This is a genomic window from Shinella sp. OV683, assembly GCF_057787725.1.
In genome coordinates this window covers 4,405,181-4,424,286 of sequence record NZ_CM173543.1, presented here as the reverse complement: position 1 = coordinate 4,424,286, position 19,106 = coordinate 4,405,181, and the positions used below count along the sequence as shown (strand labels likewise).

Below are 19,106 nucleotides of genomic sequence, written 5' to 3'. Positions count from 1 at the left end.
GAGGGTAGAACGATGACCACTCCCATTTCGGGCAGTTTCGCACGCCGTTTATTTGCATCCGTTGCCGCAACCGCGCTCATGGCCGTGGCGTCAAGCCAGGCTTTTGCCACGGAAGAACTCAATGCACTTGTCTGGTGCGATCATACCGACCCGACGCTGATCGAGCCTTTCGAAAAGGCCAATGACGTCAAGGTCAACCTCAAGGAATATGAGGGTACCGGCGCCGGCATCTCGATCCTCGAACAGTCCCAGCCCGGCGATTGGGATGTGATGGTTGTCGATGCCGTCGATGTCCATCGCCTCGTCGACATGAGCATGCTGGGCGAGATGCCCGCCAGTGCACTGCCAAGCGCCGACATGTTCCCGGAAGTGCGCATGGAAGCCAATAACTCCAAGGACGGCAAGATCTACGCCGTCACCGAGAAGTTCGGCTACAACACAATCTCCTACGACAAGACCAAGGTCGATCCGAAGGACATGGAAGACCTCTCGGTGATCTGGTCGGACAAGTACAAGGGCCGTGTCGCGCTCTATGACTATTACCTGCCGATGATTGGCCTTGTGCAACTCGGCCTCGGCAAGAAGACCGCCGAGCTTTCGGATGCCGACATGCCTGCGATCGAGGAAAAGCTCGCGGCGATGAAGAAGGTTTCCAAGCAGGTCAGCGACGTCGTTTCCTCGCAGACCGCTCTGGCGACCGGCGAAGTCGACATTCTCGTCGGAGGCGGCGAATGGATCACCGCATCGCTTTCCAAGGACAAGCCAAATCTCGACTGGATCGTGCCGAAGCAGGGTGCCGTGCGCTGGGCCCAGTCGATCGGCGTCATGAAGGATTCCAAGAAACAGGATCTGGCGCTCAAGTTCGTGCAGTATATCGTCAGCCCAGAAGGCCAGGCGCGGCTGGCAACCTCGTCGTGCTATTGGGGCATGCCGACCAATCAGAAGGCTGGCGAGCATCTGACGGCCGCCCAGAAGACGGCGCTTCGCTGGGACGACCAGTCGGGTTATCTCAAGAACACCCAACTCTATCCAATCCCCAGCGCCGAACTCGACAAGAAGATGCAGGACGCCTGGACAAATATGATGCAGCAGTAAGGGCATTTGCGTGAGGGGGCTTACCCCTCACCAACTTCGGCCAAGGGCTCGCTAAGCTCGCCCGGCATTAGTATCCTCTCCCACAAGGGGAGAGGTAAACCCGCGGCGTCGCGGTGCCAAACGTGAGGGCAGCGCTTGTGGCAACCCTACCTCTCCCCTTGTGGGAGAGGATAGCAAGCCCACGTGAAGCGAAGCTGAGCGCTTGGGCGCGCTTGGTGAGGGGGTAACTGTCTCGCAGACCTCAAGCATCCATCGATATCGACGATCGAAAGTATTTGACTGCCATGACCGCTGCCACCCTAGAAGATGCAGATCGCCGCAAGGCTTGGGGCTTTGTCGCCCCGGCACTGCTCTGGACGCTTGCATTCTTCGTCGTGCCGTTCCTGTTCATGGCAGCCATGAGCCTGTGGACGCGCGCCAGCGGCAAGATTGTCCAGGTCTGGAACCTCGATAACTACGCCCGCTTCTTCTCCGAAAGCGCGCTCTTCAAGGGGCTGACCAATTCGCTCGAGATCACGCTGACGGTCACGGTGCTTTCTATCCTGCTTGCCTATCCGCTGGCCTGGATTATCGCCGAGCGAGTGCCGAAACGCTTCCAACGCATGGCGCTAATACTGGCGATCCTGCCGTTCTGGACATCCTATGTCGTGCGCTCCTATTCCTGGCTGCTGGTGCTGTCGAAAGGCGGCGTCATCAACAATGCGCTGATGGATATCGGCCTGATTGCCGAGCCCTTGGAGATCGCCAGCAATCGCACCGCCACCATCATCGGCTTTGTGCATTTCTTCGTCATGCTGCTGACGCTGACCATCTATTCCAACCTCATCCAGCTCTCGCCAAACTATCGCCGTGCGGCGGCCGATCTGGGTGCCAATGCCTTCCAGACCTTCTGGCATGTGATCCTGCCGCTGACGCTGCCGGGCATCATGACCGGCGCGTTCCTGACTTTCGTGCTCTGCATCGGCGACTACATCACCCCGCAGATCCTCGGCGGCAACAACGAATTGGTGCTGCCGCAGATCATCATGCTGCAGATCGGCCGGCGAGCAGATTTTCCCATGGCGGCGGCGTTGTCGATCATCCTCATGCTGGCAGTGACCTTGGCCTATGTCGCCTGCGCCCGCTGGCTGAAGATCGAGAGGGCGTGAAATGAACAAGGCTCTCGGATCAACGTTCAGCTGGCTCTACCTACTCGTCATTTACGGTTTCATCTTCCTGCCGGTCGCGGTGCTGGTGCTGTTCTCCTTCCAGGACGGTCGCTTGCCGGTACCGCCCTTCAACGGCTTTTCGCTGCAATGGTACGAGGCGGTATTTGCCGACCGCAAGCTGATGGCGGCGCTGACCAATTCGTTCTTCGTCGCCTCGATATCCTCGCTGGTCGCCTGCCTGCTCGGCTTCCTCGCGGCCTATGCGCTGGCGCGCTACAAGCTACCGGGTTCGGCCTTGCAGCGTGGCCTGCTGATCGCGCCGATGACGGTGAGCTACCTCATCATCGCGCTCGGCCTGCTGACCTTGCTCAACACGCTGCATATTCCGCTGTCGCTGTGGACGGTGGGCATCGGCCATGTGGTGATCAACCTGCCGCTCTGCTTTGCCATCATCTATGCCTCGATGGGCGATCATCACATCAATATCGAGCGTGCGGCACGCGATCTTGGCGCCAATGATTTCAAGGTCATGACGCTGGTGACGGCGCCGATGCTGATGCCGTCGATCCTTGCCGCCTTCTTTCTGTCCGTCACCTTCAGCTGGGATGAGTTCATTATCGCCTTCCTGCTGTCGCGCTTCGACGTGACGCTACCCGTCGAGATCTGGAGCATGCTGCGCTCCGGCCTCAACCCCAAGACCAATGCCATCGGCTCGCTGGTGTTCCTCGTATCGGTGGCCGTGCTGCTGGTCCTTGAACTCGGCCTGTTCGGCAGGAGCCGCAAATCATGACCGCATCCGTATCCGTCACCAACGCCACAAAGACGTTCGGCAGTTTTACCGCGCTGGACAATGTCTCGCTCGATATTGAGGCCGGCGAGTTCATCGTCCTGCTTGGGCCATCCGGCTGCGGCAAGACCACGCTGCTGTCGATCCTCGGCGGCTTCATGACGCCCACCTCCGGACGAATCGCGATCGGCGGCAAGGACATGGCAGGCGTCGCACCCGCCAAGCGCCCGACCACGACAATGTTCCAGGACTATGCGCTGTTTCCGCATATGCGATTGATCGACAATGTCGGTTTTGGCCTGCGCATGCGGGGGCTTGCCAAGGCTGAGCGCGACGAGAAGGCACTCGGATTTCTCGATCTCGTCGGGCTCAAGACCTCGGCCGAAAAGAAGCCGCATGAACTGTCCGGCGGCCAGCGCCAGCGGGTGGCACTGGCGCGCGCGCTGGCCGTCGATCCCGATGTTCTGCTGTTGGACGAACCGCTCGGCGCGCTCGATCTCAAACTGCGCCGACAGATGCAGGATGAGTTGAAGGCCATTCAGAAGCGTGTCGGCACTACCTTCGTTCACGTCACCCACGACCAGGAAGAAGCGATGGCCATCGCTGATCGCATCGTCGTGATGAACCAGGGTCGGGTGGAAGATTTCGGTCCGCCGTCGGATATCTACATGCGGCCGAAATCGCTGTTTTCCGCCGGCTTCATGGGCGAGGTGAACTTCCTCGACGGCAAGGTGAAATCGGCCGGCAGCGGCTCGGCGGAGGTCGAGACGTCGGTAGGCCCTGTGACGCTTCCATCGACGAATTTCACCGCCGCGAAGCCGAATGCCGGCGACAAGGTCACGCTCTGCATCCGCCCCGAACATTTCTGTGCGGAAGGCGATACGTCCGCCGTCGCGTTAGGCCAAGCCCGTATTACCGGCAGTGCGTTTTTCGGCACGCATTTCCGCTGCCATCTGGCGCCGGACGCAGCCAACGATCTCAGCCTCGTCGCCCACATGCCGCAATCGGCGAGAATCTCGACCGGCGACCGTATCGCCTTGTCGGTCGATCCGCAGGGCGTTACCGTACTGCCAGCAGCGTAAGAGGGTGAACATGCACCGCATTGCAGCGAAGGACTGGTATTCGGTCAGGCGTCTGGACAACGACGTCACCTATATCAGCGAGCCTTACATCCAGGAATTCTATCGTTGCAACATCTGGCATATCCGTGGTCGCGATCGCGACATGCTGGTCGATAGCGGCATGGGCGTCGTCTCCCTGCGCGAATGGGTGCCGCTGGTCACCGAGCGTGCACTGTTGGCGGTAGCCAGTCACACCCACTTCGACCATATCGGCTGCCATCACGAATTCGAATGCCGTGCCGTCCATTCCGCCGAAGCCGAACTGCTGGCGCATCCGACGCGCGAAAATACGCTCGCCGATCCCTATGTCACAGATGATATCTTCGATGCCCTGCCGCCCGAACCCTACTGCTCGAAATGCTATGCGGTAAAAGGGGCGCCAGCGACCCGCATTCTCGAAGACCGCGATGTCATTGACCTCGGCGATCGCGTGTTCGAAGTGGTGCATACGCCCGGCCATTCGCCGGGCGGCATCGCGCTTTGGGAAAAGGCGACGGGTATCCTGTTTTCCGGCGACATCCTTTACGATGGGCCGCTGATCGAAGACACGTATCATGCCAATGCTGATGATTATTATGCCTCGATGAAACGCCTGCTCGACTACCCCGTGCGCGTCGTTCATGGCGGGCATTTCCCGAGCTTTTCCGGCACCCGTTACCGGCAGCTGATCAAGGACTGGCTGGACGAAAAGCAGCGCGCCTGACCTCGCAAAACCCTAAAAATCGCCCTTGAGAAAACCGCTTGACAGCGGCTCATCTTGCTCCAATATTGAACAGGATTAGACAGGTTCAATAAACAGGTCTCAAATGGCAAGACGGGCTGATCTGAAGACGCAGCTAAAGCCGGGTGCCCCCAAGCCCGAGCAGATCGCTTCCGTGCTCGAACAGGAGATCCGTTCCGGCGTGCTCGGCTTCGGTGATCGTTTGCAGAGCGAGAGCGAGCTGGTTCAACGCTTCTCCGTCAGCCGCAATACGCTCCGCAAGGGCCTCGAGGAGCTGACCAGCCGTGGCCTGATCACCACCAAGGTGGGCATCGGCTCATTTGTCACCTTCAATGGGCAGACGATCAATGACGCCATTGGTTGGTCGAGAGCTCTGGCCGATGTCGGTGCCGACACAGAGACGCGCACACTCCGCATCGAATTGATTGACGATCCGGAGCTTGCCGACTTTCTTGAACTGCCCAACACGACCTTCATCGCGGTTGACCGGCTGCGATCGCTCGCAGCAACGGGCAAAGGCATTTCGATCGAACGTAGCCGCATGCCGCTTTCCATTGAGCTTGAGGATGTGCCCCTCAAGGGGCTGACCTCGGGCTCCTTGCAGGAAACGCTACGCAATGCTGGCCTGATCACTGACCACGGCGAAGAATGGTGCGACATCGAGATGCTCGGCGAGGATGATGCCGGTCTGCTCGGTGTTGCCGTGGGCACAGCGTTCCTGCGCACCCGCCGCCTGACGCGCGGCGCCGACAACAGGCCGATCGAATATGTGACCAGCCTGCTCAACTCAGCGTTTTTCGCGTTGCATCTGGAGTTTTAGGGAATGAGCATGCCCGGCGATCTCAAATTCAATCGAGCACTGGGCGCACTTCTCGGCGGGGCCTTGGGCGATGCCATGGGTATGCCGACCCAGCTTCTGTCGCCAGCCGAGATCAGGCAACACTATGGCCATGTCGATGATTTCGTCGGACCGATAGACGAGCACCCCGTTTCCAAGGGGTTGGTCGTCGGCACGATCACCGACGATACCGAGCAAACGCTGTTGCTCGCCTCCGCTCTGTTGAAATCCAACGGCAACCTCGATCATCACGCATGGGTCAATGCCTTGATCCGCTGGGAGGAAGAGATCAAGGCGCGGGGCGGCTATGACCTGCTAGGCCCGTCAACCAAGCGGGCGATCGACGCCATAAACAGCGGCATTGCACCCGAAGATGCCGGCCGCTATGGCGACACCAATGGCGCGGCCATGCGCATCGCTCCTGTCGGCATCATGGTGCCTCCGTCGTCCGGTCTCATCGAAGTCGTGGCCGAGACCTGCCGCGCCACCCACAACACATCCATCGCCATCTCGGCGGCAGCGGCGGTTGCCACCGTTATCAGCCATGGCGTCGATGGCGCCGACTGGCAGCAGGCGCTTGGCCATGCCGTAACTGCAGCGCGAGCCGGCGAGAATGAAGGCCGCTGGGTTGCCGGCGGCAGCGTCGCAGCCCGCATCGAATGGGCGCTCGATCTCGTCGAAGGCTGCACGCTGGAAGAGGGTATTTCGCGAATCTTCGATCGTGTCGGCACCAGTGTCGCCTCGCAGGAATCGGTGCCGGCGGCTTTTGCGGTGCTGAAACTTGCCAAGGGCGATGCGTGGCAAGCCGCGGTCATCTCCGCAAATCTCGGAGGCGACACCGATACGATCGGCGCGATTGCAGGCTCAATGGCTGGCGCCTGCGCCGGTTATGACAGCCTGCCGAAGGACAAGATCGAACGGCTGGTCGGCATCGATCTGGAAGAGGCCGACCGTCTGGCACATGACCTCGTTGACGCCCGGCTGGCAGGGAAGGGCGCGCAACATGGCTAGTCCCCGCCTCATCCATATCGGCAGCGCCGTGATCGACTTCATCTACCGGCTCGAACACCTGCCTGCACCGGGCGACGATCTCACGGCCTCGACATTCGCTGCATTGCCCGGCGGCGGCTTCAACATGATGGTCGCGGCCCGGCGGAGCGGCATGACGGTTGCCTATGGCGGCAAGATCGGCGATGGGCTGTGCGGCGCAATGCTGACGGTCGCTTTTAAAGCCGAGAACATCGACTGTCTGCAGCCGCCGACCAACGGCATCGACAGCGGCACATGCGTTGTGCTGATCACCAGTGACTCTGAGCGCACCTTCGTCTCGAAGCCCGGAGCAGAAGGCGTCATCTCGCCCGCCGATTTCGTTCATATGCAGCCGAAGACCGGCGATTGGGTGTTCACGTCGGGCTACACGCTCGCCTATCCCGGCAGTCGCGACAGCCAGGCGCAGTTCATCTCGCAATTGCCATCGGACACCATCTTCACCTTCGATCCGACCGGCATTGTCGGCGAAATTCCGCGCGACCTTCTCAAGACCGTGCTCGCCCGCACCGACTGGCTCAGCTGCAACCGCGCCGAGGCGGCCGTGATCGCGGGTCTCGGGTCCGACGAGGAACTCGCAAGCCGGCTGCTGACGGAGCATTGTCCACAAGCGGCGGGCGTCGTCATTCGGGCTGGTTCGGCCGGCGCGCTTCTGGCGTTGCGCGGGTCGCAGCCTGTCTTCGTGCCGGCCTTCCAGGTCGAGACAGTCGATACCAATGGTGCCGGAGATACCCATGTCGGCGCCTTCGTCGCGGCCCTGAGCCAGGGCGAACCACCTGGCGAGGCGCTTCGCTATGCCAACGCGGCCGCAGCCATCTCGACGATGCGCCACGGCGGCTCGGTGGCTCCGACCACGCAAGAGATCAATGAATTCCTGAGACGTGCCCGGGAAAAGAATTCCGCTTAGCGGAACGCAAGGGAACAAGGCACGCGGTGAAAAACAGAGAGGAACTGTCATGACCATGCATAAAGCAATCGCAATGACGACCACCGCCGCATTGGCTGTGTTGATGGCCGGCACGGCCATGGCTGCCGATATCCATGTGCTCAACTGGAAGGGCTACGGCACCGACGAGCCCTGGGCGGTCGAGGCTTTCGAGAAGGCCACCGGCAACAAGGTCATCAACGACTATTTCAACTCCGAACAGGAGATGCTGACCAAGCTCAGGACCAATCCGGGCGTCTATGACGTTGTGATGATCAATGCCGCCTTCAACGACCAGGCGACAAGCGAAGGCCTGATCGCGCCCATCGATACCGCCAAGATTTCGAACTATGCCGATATCGGCGCGGAAAAGGCGAAATCGCCGATGCTCAATCACGACGCCAAGGTTTATGGCGTACCGTGGGTCTGGGGCCTGACCGCGCTCGCCGTCAATGACAAGTCGTTCGACAAGACCCCGACGTCCATCCAGGTGATGTGGGACCCGGCTCACAAGGGCAAGGTCGTGCTGCGCGACGATGCAGTCGAAGCCATCCAGTTCGGCGCCATCGCCACCGGCCAGAATATCAACGAGATCAAGGATCTCGATGCGGTCAAGGCAAAACTCACATCGTTGATGCCGCAGATCCGTACCTTCTGGAGCGCTGAAAACGATTGGAACCAGATGGTTGCGTCCAACCAGCTCGATGTCGGCACCTATTGGAGCGGATCGGCCTCGCGCGCCAAGAAGAATTTCAAGCTGCCGGTGACCTTCGTGGTGCCGGAAGAGGGCGCGGTTGGCTGGCTCGATGCCTTTTCCATCCCCAAGGGCTCCAAGAATGTCGAGGGGGCCGAAGCCTTCATCAACTACATGATCGACCCGAAATTCTATGTCGAATGGGACAACAAGGTCGGCGCACCGGTTTCTGCCAACACCAAGGCCGTCGCCGAACTGCCGGCGGATGCCTTCAACCGCGTCGTGATGGGCGATCCGAAAGTGGCCGAGCGCATCCAGTTCCAGAAGCCGATCTCCGATGCCAACCGCGAGAAATGGCTGGCGATCTGGCAGGAACTGAAGGTCAACGTGAAGTAAGGGCGGCGTGGTGGGTGAGGTTGGGTATTTCATTGCAAGTGCCCGTCCTCGCGGCGCCCCCCTCATCTGCCCTACGGGCATCTTCTCCCCGCTGGGGAGAAGAGGTCGCTTGTTGCGCCGGTCGCGCATGGCCGCATGAACTGCAATCGCAACGACCATTGAGTTGGTATGACGGTGCGGCAACTTCTCTCTTCTCCCCTACGGGGAGAAGGTGGCCCGTAGGGTCGGATGAGGGGGGGCGGCAACCGGAGAGCTTTTAGAGAATTTTCAAAGATCACGACAACAGGGAGGCAGGCAAACACATGGCGGGCATCGCACTCAATCCGCGCCGATCGGGTCTCCGCAAGGCCATGCCATTGCTGCTCCCCGCCTATCTCTGGCTCGTCGTGGCGATCTTCCTGCCGCTCTCGGCCATGGTGTTCTTCAGCTTCATGACCGACCTGCCATTGTCAGGCAAAAGCTGGTCGTTCACGCTGGAAAACTATGCGGCCTTCTTCAGCATCGGCGTCTATGCGACGCTGTTGTTGTCGTCGCTCAGGCTGGGGCTGGAGGTAACCTTCTGGTGCATCGTGCTCGGCTTTCCCTCGGCTTACGTGCTGGCCAAGGTGTTCAAGGGCCGCAGCCGCGAGGCGATCTTTCTGCTGGTCATCCTGCCCTTCTGGAGCAACGGGTTGGTGCGAATATTTTCCTGGGCGATGGTGCTGCGCGAAGGCGGTATCCTCGACACCTGGCTCAACGCCGTACTGCCGTTCAGGATCAATATCGACCTGATGTATTCCTATCCGGCTGTTATCATCGGGCTGGTGCATTCCTACGTGCCCTACATCGTGCTGACCTGTTATCTCAGCTTGCAGGCGATCGATGACAGCATCATCGAGGCGGCTCGCTCGCTCGGCGCATCGCGGCTCACGGTGTTGCGCCGGCTGATCCTGCCCCTGGCCGTGCCGGGCATTGTCGCGGGCGCCGTTCTGGTATTCGTGCCGGTGGTCGGCTCTTTCATGGAGCCGCGCATCCTCGGCGGTCGCACGGGCACATTCTACGGCACGGTGATTGAGGACCAGTTCGTCGCGGTGTTCAACTGGCCGCTGGGGGCGGCCCTGTCCTTCATCCTGCTGGCCGTGGTGCTGATCATCCTCGCCGCGGCCTCGCCAGTCCTGAGGAGAGCCGAATGAGCCCCGTCACGCGAATGCTGAATGGCGCCGGCAAGCTCTATGTCATGCTGCTCCTGGCCTTCCTCTATCTGCCGATCATCATCATGGCGCTGATGTCGTTCAATGCCTCGCCGTTCTATCAATTGCCGCTGGAATGGTCGACGACCTGGTACCAATCCTTCTTTCATAATAGTCAGCTGATCGCGGCGACGTGGAACAGCCTGTTCATCGCGGTGCTGACAACGATCATCGCCTCCATCCTCGGAACGGCCGCCTCGCTGGCGCTGTTTCGCTACGAGTTCACTGGCAAGAAGGTGCTGCAGGCGCTGCTGTTGCCGCCGATCGCCATTCCCTGGCTGATCACCGGCACTGCCATGCTGATCTTCTTCTTCGGTGTCGGCATCGGGCGTGGCCTGCATGCCATCATTCTCGGCCATGTGGCGCTGGCGCTGCCCTACGTCATCATCGTCGTCAATGCGCGGCTCAAGACCTTTGCGCCGGAGCTTGAGGAAGCTGCCCGCTCGCTGGGCGCCAGCCAATGGCAGGTGACGCGTCGGGTGACATTGCCGTGGATCGCACCCGGCGTCATCGCAGGCGCACTCTTCGCCTTCGCGGTGTCGTTCGATCAGTTCGTGGTGTCCTATTTCCTCGCCACGCCGGGCCAGACGACGCTGCCGGTCGAGATCTATGCGGCCATCCGCAAGGGTTTTACCCCGGAGATCAACGCCGTTTCCACCATCATCATTGTGTTGTCTATGGCCCTGATGCTGTTCACCGCGCGATTCTACAAATTCGGAGGCGAGAAATAATGGCAAGTGTCGAGGTCAAGAACCTGTCGCGAAGCTTCGGCATCCACAAGGCGCTCGATGACGTGTCGGTCCGTTTCGAGGATGGCGGCTTCTACGCGCTGCTCGGCCCCTCGGGCAGCGGCAAGACAACGTTGCTGCGGATGATCGCCGGCTTCGATTTCCCCGATACCGGCAGTATCGAGATGGACGGCGAAAGCGTCGAGCGCGTGCCGCTGGAAAAGCGCCAGATCGGCATGGTGTTCCAGAACTACGCGCTGTTTCCCAACATGTCGGTGGAACAGAATGTTGCCTTCGGCCTCGACGTGCGCGGCATGAAACGCGACGAGATCGCCGCCAAGGTGCAGGCGGCGCTCGATCTTGTGCAACTCGGCAAGCTCGGCGCGCGCCGTCCGCATCAATTGTCCGGCGGCCAGCGGCAGCGCGTGGCGCTCGCTCGCGCCTTCGTCATCAATCCGCGCGTGCTGCTATTGGATGAGCCGCTCGGAGCACTCGACAAGGCTCTGCGCGTCGACATGCAGGTGGAGCTCAAGCGCATCCAGCGTGAAATCGGCATCACCACCATCTTCGTCACTCACGACCAGGAAGAAGCGCTGACGATGTCCGACAGGATCGGCATTCTCAAGGACGGTAGGGTCATCGAAGAGGGTCGGCCGGAAGAAATCTACAACAGGCCGCGCAGCCTGTTTGCCGCGACCTTCCTGGGCGACGCCAATATCCTCACCGGCACCTGGAACGGCCAGGCCATGGCACTCGCCGATGGCACGGTGATTCAGATCGACAGTACAGATGGACTGAGCAAGGGCGATCCGGTGACGTCAGCGATCCGGCCGGAGCGCATCCGCATTCTTGGCGCCGACACCGCCCCGCGCGACAATGTCGTGCATGGCAAGATCATCCGGCGGATGTTTGCCGGTGTCAGTTCGACACTGTTCGTCGAATGTCTTGGAATGACCATGCGCGTGCTGGTGCCGAATGCCGGCATGGAACTGTTGCGGGATGGCGAGGAGGTCAGGCTCACCTGGTCGAAGGAAAGCACGATCCCGGTGCGCGGCTAAAGCGCGCCACGATCCTCAGGATTCGTTTGTCGCGCTTTAGCTCTTTGTTTGGCGCATGTTGTAAGCGCAAAACCGCAGCACACTTTTGCGCAACATGCTTTACGCCGGCGCGGGTTGACGCACCGAAAGTGTCGTGCCGATGGAGGCGGTGACGATCAGCGCGATCGCCAGCCACTGCATGCTGGTCAGGCTTTCGTGGAGATAGACGAGGCCGATGAGCGCACCGATTGCCGGCTCGATGCTCATCAGCGTGCCGAAGGCGCGCGCCGGCAGGCGGCGAAGCGCAAACATCTCCAGCGTGAACGGGATTGCACTCGTCAGAACAGCGACCGCAAGAATGATCGGCAGCAGCTTGGCGTCCAGCAGCGTCGTACCGGCTTCAGCAACGCCGAAAGGCAGCGCGACCACTGCGGCGATCATCGTTCCCAGCGGCGCAGTGTACGTTCCGTGCTGCGCGCCGGCCTTCTTGCCGAAGACGATGTAGAACGCCCAGCAGGTGGCGGCGCCGAGCGCCCATATTATGCCAAGCGGGTCGAGGCTGTGAACAGATCCAGCCAGCGGCGTCAGCAACAGCAGCCCGATTGCCGCCAGGCCAACCCAGGCAAAATCGGTCGGCCGCCGCGAATAGATCACCGCGACCGCAAGCGGTCCCAAAAATTCGAGCGCCGACGCAATGCCCAGCGGCAAGCGGTTGACCGCCAGATAGAACATCAAGTTCATCGCGCCCAGCACCACGCCGTAGACCGTCAGTGCCTGCCAATTGCGGCTGTTGATCTCGGCACGCCATGCCCGCAGCATCACGAACATGATCGTCGCCCCGAAAACGAGACGCACGACGGTCGTGCCCTGGGCGCCGAGGATCGGAAACAGGCCTTTGGCGATCGATGCGCCGAACAGGATCGACACCATCGATACCAGAAGCGCGCAGACGGGAATCAAAACGGGAAAACGGTTGTTCATTTGGGTCACTTGTCACGCCTGGCGGGATCGAGGCTGGCCCAATCCCGGCGCACCGGGACGCAACCGGGCGGCAGAGCCGGCCTTCATCGTCAGCTCTCGAAATCGCCGAACACGTCCTGCAGCCGTGTCAGCAACTGGACGCGATCATCGACCTCGTTGCCGAGCAAGACGATGATGTTGCTGAGCAGCAGATCCATGACGGCGGTCATGGTCGCCGCGCCATCCCAGAGCGGGCCGTGCGAGCCGGGCACGACAAGCGCGATATCGCAGGCTTCCTCCGCCCATGGGCAGAATTCGTCGGTGAGTAGGATGACCTTGACACCGGCGCGGCGTGCCTCGTCCGCCAGTGGGCGTGCCTTTGCGGCAAAGCGACGAACGTCATGCAGGAACAGTACGCGGCCTTCGACCGAACCATCAAGCAACTCGGCATAGGTGCCATTGACGCCATCGACGAATTGCACCCGCGGCCGCGTATAGGAGAGCTGGCTGGCGAAATACTGGGCGATGCCGCGGACGTTCTGGTAGGCGGCGACATAAACCTCGCTTGCCGAAATCAGCGCGTCGATGCTCTGCTGCCATTCGGGCGCTGCCGTCAGTTCGTAGATTCGCCCGAGATTGTCGATCTGCTGCTGCAGGAGGCCGGCGAGAAACTTGCCGTCGCGCAGATCTCCCTGGAAGCGGTCCATCGACCCTTTGATCTGCCAGGCGGGGTTGGATACGCTTTGCCGAAGTGCGGCCTTGAGATCGTCGAGGCCTTCGAAGCCGAGACGCCGTAGGTAGCGGCCTACCGTCATCTGCGAGATTTCAAGCTTGGTAGCGATGGATTTCGCTGTCTCGAAGGGAAGATCGCGAAGATTGCGTCCCAAATAATTGGCGATCAGCTTGTCGCTCTTCGACTTTCGCATCTCCATGCTCTGGATGCGCCTGAGGATATCTTTCGACAATTTCCTGCCCCGTTGAAACTCCGCCCGGCAAGCGGGCGGAGTATTTTTGGCTGATGTTACTGCGCAGTCTTGACCTTGGTCCATACCCGGTCGACCTGGCGAAGGCCGGCGCCGAGATCCTGGAAGATCTGCAGTCGCTTCATGGTCTCGTCGGTCGGATTGATCTCTTTGCTATTCTTGATATTTTCGGGCGTCAATTGCCGCGCCGGTACATTCGCCGTGCCATTGGTCTGCTGCGACACATTCAATGCGGCAATTTCCGGCTTGGTGTAGAACTGCAGGAACTTGATGGCGTTGTCCTTGTTGGGCGCCGTCTTCAGCACGCAGATGTCCTCCTGGTACATGGTCGCGCCTTCCTCGGGGATCACATAGCCGAGATCCCCAGGGTTGCCGAACACATCAACCATCGCGCCGACGAAGAAATGCGCCGCGGCAACATCGCCGGACGCGACCATGGGGCGGGAGTCATAGGTAAATGCCGCGACGTCGGGCTTCATGGCAATCACTGTGTCGGCCGCCTTCTGCAATTCCTTCGGATCGGTCGAGTTGACGGAATAGCCGTTGAGGATCAGGCCGACGGCCATGACTTCGCGCATATCGTCGAGCAAGGTGAACTTCAGGCCCTTCGCCTTGACGGTGGCCAGCAAGTCCTTCCAGCCGGTGATATCCTTGCCGAGCACCTTGCGGTTATAAAGGATGCCGACCGTGCCGAAGGCGTAGGGCAGGCAATACTCGCCCTTCGGATCGCTCTTGGTGCGCAGGAACTGCGGATCGATGTTCTTGAAGCCTTCATAGGTGTTGATGTCGGTCTTCTCGAGCAAGTCGAGCTTGGCCATGATGTCCTGCATGTGTACGGACGGAAAGACGATGTCATAGCCGGTGGCGCCGCCCTGGATCTTGGCCAGCATTTCCTCGTTGGAGGAATAGGTCGACAGGTTGACCTTGATCTTGGTCTCTTCCTCGAATTTCTTCAGGACCGCCGGGTTGATATACTCACCCCAGTTATAAATGTTGAGTTCGTCGGCCATCGCAGCGCCAGCCGGAATGCAGATTGCGGTGAGCGCGATCAGGCTCAGGCGCCGGAGAGCGCCCTGAAAGAGTGTCATTTTTAGTTCCCCTTATATGGATTTTTCCACCCCCGGTTCAGTTGAGATTTCACGTTTAGGACATTGAAATCGCTGAGCCGGCGGGGCGTTGACTTCGACAATAAAATGATATCAACATATCTAAATCGCGCAAGAGTTAATTTAATAACATTTCGGGGAGCGGTGCATGCGAGATGCAATCGTGCGGCTGGACAAGGCCGCCAAGGCGTTTGCCACGCCTGAAGGCCGGCAGGTCAAGGCACTGGACGGAATAGACATCGAAGTCGGCCGCAATGAATTCATCACCCTTCTCGGACCTTCAGGTTGCGGCAAGACAACGCTCCTGCAGGCCATCAGCGGCTTCGCCGAACTCGATTCCGGCCGGATCACCATCGATGGCGAGGACATGACCGACCGGCCGCCCTACAAGCGTCCGGTCAACACCGTCTTCCAGAATTACGCGCTGTTTCCGCATATGACGGTCGGCGGCAATGTCGCCTATGCGCTTGAGGTCGCAGGTGTCGCCAAGGCCGAACGGGTCGAGCGCGTCAAGGCGGCTTTGCGCATGGTCGGCCTCGAGGGCATGGAAGGCCGGTTGCCTCGCCAGCTGTCTGGCGGTCAGCAGCAGCGGGTCGCGCTCGCCCGCGCCATCATTGCTCGGCCCAAGGTGTTGCTGCTCGACGAGCCGCTCTCGGCGCTTGACAAAAATCTCCGCCAGTCGATGCAGCTGGAACTCAAGACGCTGCAGCACGAACTGGGCATCACCTTCATTTTCGTGACCCACGACCAGCAGGAAGCCCTGACTATGTCGGATCGGGTGGCGGTGCTTTCAAACGGCCGCATCCAGCAGCTCGATACGCCGCGCACGATCTACGACCACCCGGCCAGCACCTTCGTCGCCAATTTCGTCGGTGCCAGCAACCTGTTCGAAGGCCGCGCCGATGGAGCGACGTTTGTCACCAATGACGGAGCGCCAATTCAGCTGGCTTCGGCGAGCACGGCGGGTGGCGCCACCGCGCTGATCCGGCCGGAACAATTCTTCCTTACCTCGTCAACCGACGGCTATCCGGCCATTGACGTCACTGTCGAGCAGATCGTCTTTGTCGGCTCGTCCTTCGAACTGTTCGGGCGCACCGCCGCGGGTCGGACGCTGGTGGCGGAAATCCCGGCGACCCAGCGTGCCGCCGTCGGGGCACTCGATACAGGCAGCCAGGCGCGCTGGTACTATGATCCGGCCACGGTGCATGTCATCTGCGCGCAAGCGGAGGCGCTGGCATGAGCATTGCAAGCCGAAGACGCTTCCAGCTCGGCCTGCTCCTCGGGCCGGTGACACTGTTTCTCTTGATCTTCTTCGTGGTGCCGCTTGCTATCATGGTGGTCACCAGCTTTCTGGCGCCAGGCCTCTATGGCGGCGTCGAATGGAGCTTCTACCCCGATAATTTCGGCCGCATCCTTGGCTTCGCCAATCCGGAATTCGAGGAATACGACCCGGTCTATGTCTCCATCTTCCTTCGCTCGGTGAAGATCGCGCTGCTGACGGTCGCCGTCACCCTGCTGGTCTGCTATCCCGCCGCCTTCCACATCAGCCGGCTGTCGGAGAAGTCCAAGAACTTCTGCCTGTTCCTGATCACCCTGCCGTTCTTCTCCAGCCTGATCGTGCGGCTGTTCGTCTGGGTGCTGATCCTGCGGCAAACCGGGCTGGTCAACGAAGCGCTGCTGGCGACAGGCGTGATCGATCGGCCGCTGCAGATGATCTACACCGACGGCGCGATCATCCTCGGCATGGTCTATGTTTTCATCCCGTTCATGTTCATGCCGGTCTATGCCAGTGTCGAAAAGCTCGACTGGCGGCTGGTGCAGGCCTCGCTTGATCTCGGCGCTGGACCCATCCGCACCTTCCTCAGGATCATCCTGCCGCTGACGGCACCAGGCATCGTCGGCGGCTTGGTCATCGTCTTCATCCCGGCACTCGGCAATTTCGTCGTGCCCGCTGTGCTGGGCGGGGCCAAGGTGATGATGCTCGGCAATCTGATCGAAGCGCAGTTCCTGTCGGCGCGCAACTGGCCGTTCGGCTCGGCGCTGGCGATGATGGTCATGGCTGTCATGCTGGTGCTGCTGGTCGCCTATGTCATCGTATCCGGTCGGCATGGTGCCGCCGCGCTTGCACGCTGAGGAGGGGATAATGAAACTTGCACAAACCCTCTTTCGCGGCGGCCTCACACTCTACACCGTGCTGTTCTTCGCATTCATCTACATTCCGCTGGCGTTGATCGCCGTCTATTCCTTCAATTCCAACCCGGTCAACATGATGACCTGGAGCGGATTTACGACGGAATGGTACGCACAGGTACTCGGCTTCAAGACCACCATTTCGGAAAATGCGCTCTATATCGAATCCACTGACCAGCTGGTCGCTGCAGTGACGAATAGCCTAAAGATCGCGGCGGCGACGACGCTGATTTCCACGGTGCTGGGAACGGCGATTGCCATCGCGCTCCACCGCTTCAACTTCCTCGGCCAGCGCTTCTATCAGGTTTCGATGTTCATGCCGATGCTGATGCCCGACATCGTGCTGGGCATCGCGCTGCTGATCTTCTTCGTCAATGCCGGCATCCATCTCGGTCTCGCGACAATCATCATCGGCCAATGCACCTTCCTGATCTCCTACGTCTTCATCGTCGTCTCGGCGCGGCTGGTCGGCATGGACCGGACGCTCGAACATGCCTCGGCCGATCTGGGCGCCAACGAGTGGATGACCTTCCGTCGCGTGGTTCTGCCACAACTGATGCCCGGCATTGTCGGCGGCGCGTTGCTCGCCTTCATCATCTCGATGGACGATCTGGTGATCACCTATTTCATCGCCGGCGTCGATGTGACGACGCTGCCGATGTTCATCTTCGCGATGCTGAGGCGCGGCATCAAGCCCGAGATCAATGCGATCGCCGTGATGATGCTGACCTTCTCCTTCCTTGTGGCCTCGCTTGGCCTCTACCTTCGTTCCCGGCAGAAATGACATGAACATATCCTCACCAATCCTCAAGAAGCCTCGCGGGCGCGAGCTCGGCCTGCCTTTTGCGGGCCGAACGGGACCGAACAATGCGATCACCGATGTCGCCGGCATTGGCGTCGGCTACCGCACTATCCTCGAAAACGAGCCGCGACCCGGCCGCAAGCGTCCGGTTCGCACCGGCGTCACCGCCATCCTGCCGCATATGGATTCGGAAACTCCCGTGCCGGTCTATGCGGGCGTGCATCGCTTCAACGGCAATGGCGAAATGACCGGCACGCACTGGATCGAGGACGGCGGCTCCTTCCTCGGCCCTGTCGTCATCACCAACACCCACGGGGTCGGCATGGCCCACCACGCCACGATCAAGTGGATGATCGACCGCTATGCCTCGACCTACCAGACCGATGATTTCCTCTGGATCATGCCGGTCATCGCCGAGACATATGATGGCGTGCTCAACGACATCAACGGACTGCACCTGACCGAGGCGGATGTGAAGACTGCACTGGATGCGGTGGCGACCGGCCCGGTGCAGGAAGGCAATTGCGGCGGTGGTACCGGCATGATCGCCTATGGCTTCAAGGGCGGCACGGGCACGTCCTCGCGCCTGGTCGAACTGGGTGGCGAGACCTACACGATCGGCGTGCTCGTCCAGGCCAATCACGGCCAGCGCGATTGGCTGACGATCTGCGGCGTCCCAGTCGGCCAGCACATGTGTGACGGCACGCCGCAAAGCCAGTTGCAGGAGCGCGGCTCGATCATCGTCGTCATCGCCACCGACCTGCCGTTGGCTCCACACCAATTGAAGCGGGTGGCGCGCCGGGCCTCGATCGGCATCGGCCGCAACGGTACGCCGGGCGGCAACAATTCCGGCGATATCTTCCTGGCTTTTTCCACGGCTAATCCGCAGCCGATGGCGCATCGCGCGCCGGCCCGTGTTGAGCTTGAAATCGTTAATGACGAGTTGCTCGATCCGATTTACATGGCCGTCGTGGATAGTGTCGAGGAAGCGGTAGTCAATGCGATGCTGGCCGCCGAGGATGCGGGCGGAACGGTCCATGATCGCTTTCGCGTCGATGCAATACGCCACGAACCGCTGATGGCATTGATGCAGCAATATGGACGGCTGCCGGGATAGGCATCTCGACCATTCCGTCTTGATGGATCACCTTGCAACGGCGGCTTCGGCCGCCGTTTCGTTTCGGGTTTACAGTCAGCACAGTTCTGACCATGATGCCGCCGAAACCGGCATTCGACCGACAAGAACAAGGACCGCGCCGCTGAAAGCTCCTTCCAGATCCACAGCGAAAGCGAGAACGC

The 19,106-nt window shown here is 60.5% G+C and carries 19 protein-coding genes; 16 read left to right on the top strand and 3 right to left on the bottom strand.

Features of this window, described 5'->3' with window-relative positions:
• Window positions 1-12 precede the first annotated feature (12 nt).
• The 12 genes from ACXHRN_RS21360 (at window position 13) to ACXHRN_RS21305 (ending at window position 11,787) form a co-directional block, all read left to right on the top strand.
• Window positions 13-1,095, top strand: a complete 1,083-nt coding sequence (locus tag ACXHRN_RS21360) for an ABC transporter substrate-binding protein (protein WP_488638308.1) — start codon at window positions 13-15, stop codon at window positions 1,093-1,095.
• 284 nt (window positions 1,096-1,379) lie between these two features.
• Window positions 1,380-2,243, top strand: coding sequence for an ABC transporter permease (locus ACXHRN_RS21355; protein WP_488638307.1), 864 nt, complete (start codon window positions 1,380-1,382; stop codon window positions 2,241-2,243).
• Window position 2,244: 1 nt separating this feature from the next.
• Complete coding sequence (locus tag ACXHRN_RS21350; protein WP_488638306.1) at window positions 2,245-3,033, top strand: ABC transporter permease; 789 nt, start codon at window positions 2,245-2,247, stop codon at window positions 3,031-3,033.
• On the top strand, window positions 3,030-4,112 hold the full coding sequence (locus tag ACXHRN_RS21345) for an ABC transporter ATP-binding protein (RefSeq protein ID WP_488638305.1): 1,083 nt from the start codon (window positions 3,030-3,032) through the stop codon (window positions 4,110-4,112). Before ACXHRN_RS21350 ends, ACXHRN_RS21345 begins: the two co-directional genes overlap by 4 nt.
• A 10-nt stretch (window positions 4,113-4,122) precedes the next feature.
• Window positions 4,123-4,854, top strand: a complete 732-nt coding sequence (locus tag ACXHRN_RS21340) for an MBL fold metallo-hydrolase (protein WP_488638304.1) — start codon at window positions 4,123-4,125, stop codon at window positions 4,852-4,854.
• Window positions 4,855-4,957: 103 nt separating this feature from the next.
• Window positions 4,958-5,692, top strand: a complete 735-nt coding sequence (locus ACXHRN_RS21335) for a GntR family transcriptional regulator (protein WP_488638303.1) — start codon at window positions 4,958-4,960, stop codon at window positions 5,690-5,692.
• Window positions 5,693-5,701: 9 nt separating this feature from the next.
• Window positions 5,702-6,721 carry an ADP-ribosylglycohydrolase family protein gene (locus tag ACXHRN_RS21330; RefSeq protein ID WP_488641970.1) on the top strand — a complete coding sequence of 340 codons (1,020 nt, stop codon included), beginning with the start codon at window positions 5,702-5,704 and terminating at the stop codon, window positions 6,719-6,721.
• Window positions 6,714-7,664, top strand: coding sequence for a PfkB family carbohydrate kinase (locus tag ACXHRN_RS21325; RefSeq protein ID WP_488638302.1), 951 nt, complete (start codon window positions 6,714-6,716; stop codon window positions 7,662-7,664). Before ACXHRN_RS21330 ends, ACXHRN_RS21325 begins: the two co-directional genes overlap by 8 nt.
• Window positions 7,665-7,719: 55 nt before the next feature.
• The gene (locus tag ACXHRN_RS21320; protein ID WP_488641969.1) at window positions 7,720-8,772 is read left to right on the top strand and encodes an ABC transporter substrate-binding protein; all 1,053 of its coding nucleotides are present in this window, start codon (window positions 7,720-7,722) and stop codon (window positions 8,770-8,772) included.
• 302 nt (window positions 8,773-9,074) lie between these two features.
• On the top strand, window positions 9,075-9,944 hold the full coding sequence (locus ACXHRN_RS21315) for an ABC transporter permease (protein ID WP_488638301.1): 870 nt from the start codon (window positions 9,075-9,077) through the stop codon (window positions 9,942-9,944).
• Entirely contained in the window at window positions 9,941-10,732 is a 792-nt protein-coding gene (locus ACXHRN_RS21310) for an ABC transporter permease (protein WP_488638300.1), read from the top strand. Before ACXHRN_RS21315 ends, ACXHRN_RS21310 begins: the two co-directional genes overlap by 4 nt.
• A complete protein-coding gene (locus tag ACXHRN_RS21305; protein ID WP_488638299.1) occupies window positions 10,732-11,787 on the top strand; it encodes an ABC transporter ATP-binding protein in 1,056 nt (351 codons plus the stop codon). The genes ACXHRN_RS21310 and ACXHRN_RS21305 overlap by 1 nt, the downstream gene beginning before the upstream one ends.
• Before the next feature lie 99 nt (window positions 11,788-11,886).
• Here ACXHRN_RS21305 and ACXHRN_RS21300 read toward each other — a convergent pair whose 3' ends face one another.
• From ACXHRN_RS21300 to ACXHRN_RS21290, 3 genes are all read right to left on the bottom strand, one after another.
• A complete protein-coding gene (locus tag ACXHRN_RS21300; protein ID WP_488638298.1) occupies window positions 11,887-12,747 on the bottom strand; it encodes an EamA family transporter in 861 nt (286 codons plus the stop codon).
• An 89-nt stretch (window positions 12,748-12,836) separates the two neighbouring features.
• Window positions 12,837-13,691, bottom strand: coding sequence for a MurR/RpiR family transcriptional regulator (locus tag ACXHRN_RS21295; protein WP_488638297.1), 855 nt, complete (start codon window positions 13,689-13,691; stop codon window positions 12,837-12,839).
• A 56-nt stretch (window positions 13,692-13,747) separates the two neighbouring features.
• Complete coding sequence (locus ACXHRN_RS21290; protein WP_488638296.1) at window positions 13,748-14,797, bottom strand: polyamine ABC transporter substrate-binding protein; 1,050 nt, start codon at window positions 14,795-14,797, stop codon at window positions 13,748-13,750.
• Between the two features lie 166 nt (window positions 14,798-14,963).
• Here ACXHRN_RS21290 and ACXHRN_RS21285 point away from each other — a divergent pair, with 166 nt between their 5' ends.
• Genes ACXHRN_RS21285 through ACXHRN_RS21270 form a run of 4 tightly spaced genes read left to right on the top strand, consistent with a single transcriptional unit; the run spans window position 14,964 to window position 18,924 of the window.
• Window positions 14,964-16,055: an ABC transporter ATP-binding protein gene (locus ACXHRN_RS21285; protein ID WP_488638295.1), complete on the top strand. Its 1,092-nt coding sequence runs from the start codon at window positions 14,964-14,966 to the stop codon at window positions 16,053-16,055.
• Complete coding sequence (locus tag ACXHRN_RS21280) at window positions 16,052-16,948, top strand: ABC transporter permease (protein WP_488638294.1); 897 nt, start codon at window positions 16,052-16,054, stop codon at window positions 16,946-16,948. The genes ACXHRN_RS21285 and ACXHRN_RS21280 overlap by 4 nt, the downstream gene beginning before the upstream one ends.
• A gap of 10 nt (window positions 16,949-16,958) precedes the next feature.
• On the top strand, window positions 16,959-17,789 hold the full coding sequence (locus tag ACXHRN_RS21275; RefSeq protein WP_488638293.1) for an ABC transporter permease: 831 nt from the start codon (window positions 16,959-16,961) through the stop codon (window positions 17,787-17,789).
• Between the two features lies 1 nt (window position 17,790).
• Window positions 17,791-18,924, top strand: coding sequence for a DmpA family aminopeptidase (locus ACXHRN_RS21270; protein WP_488638292.1), 1,134 nt, complete (start codon window positions 17,791-17,793; stop codon window positions 18,922-18,924).
• Window positions 18,925-19,106 lie beyond the last annotated feature (182 nt).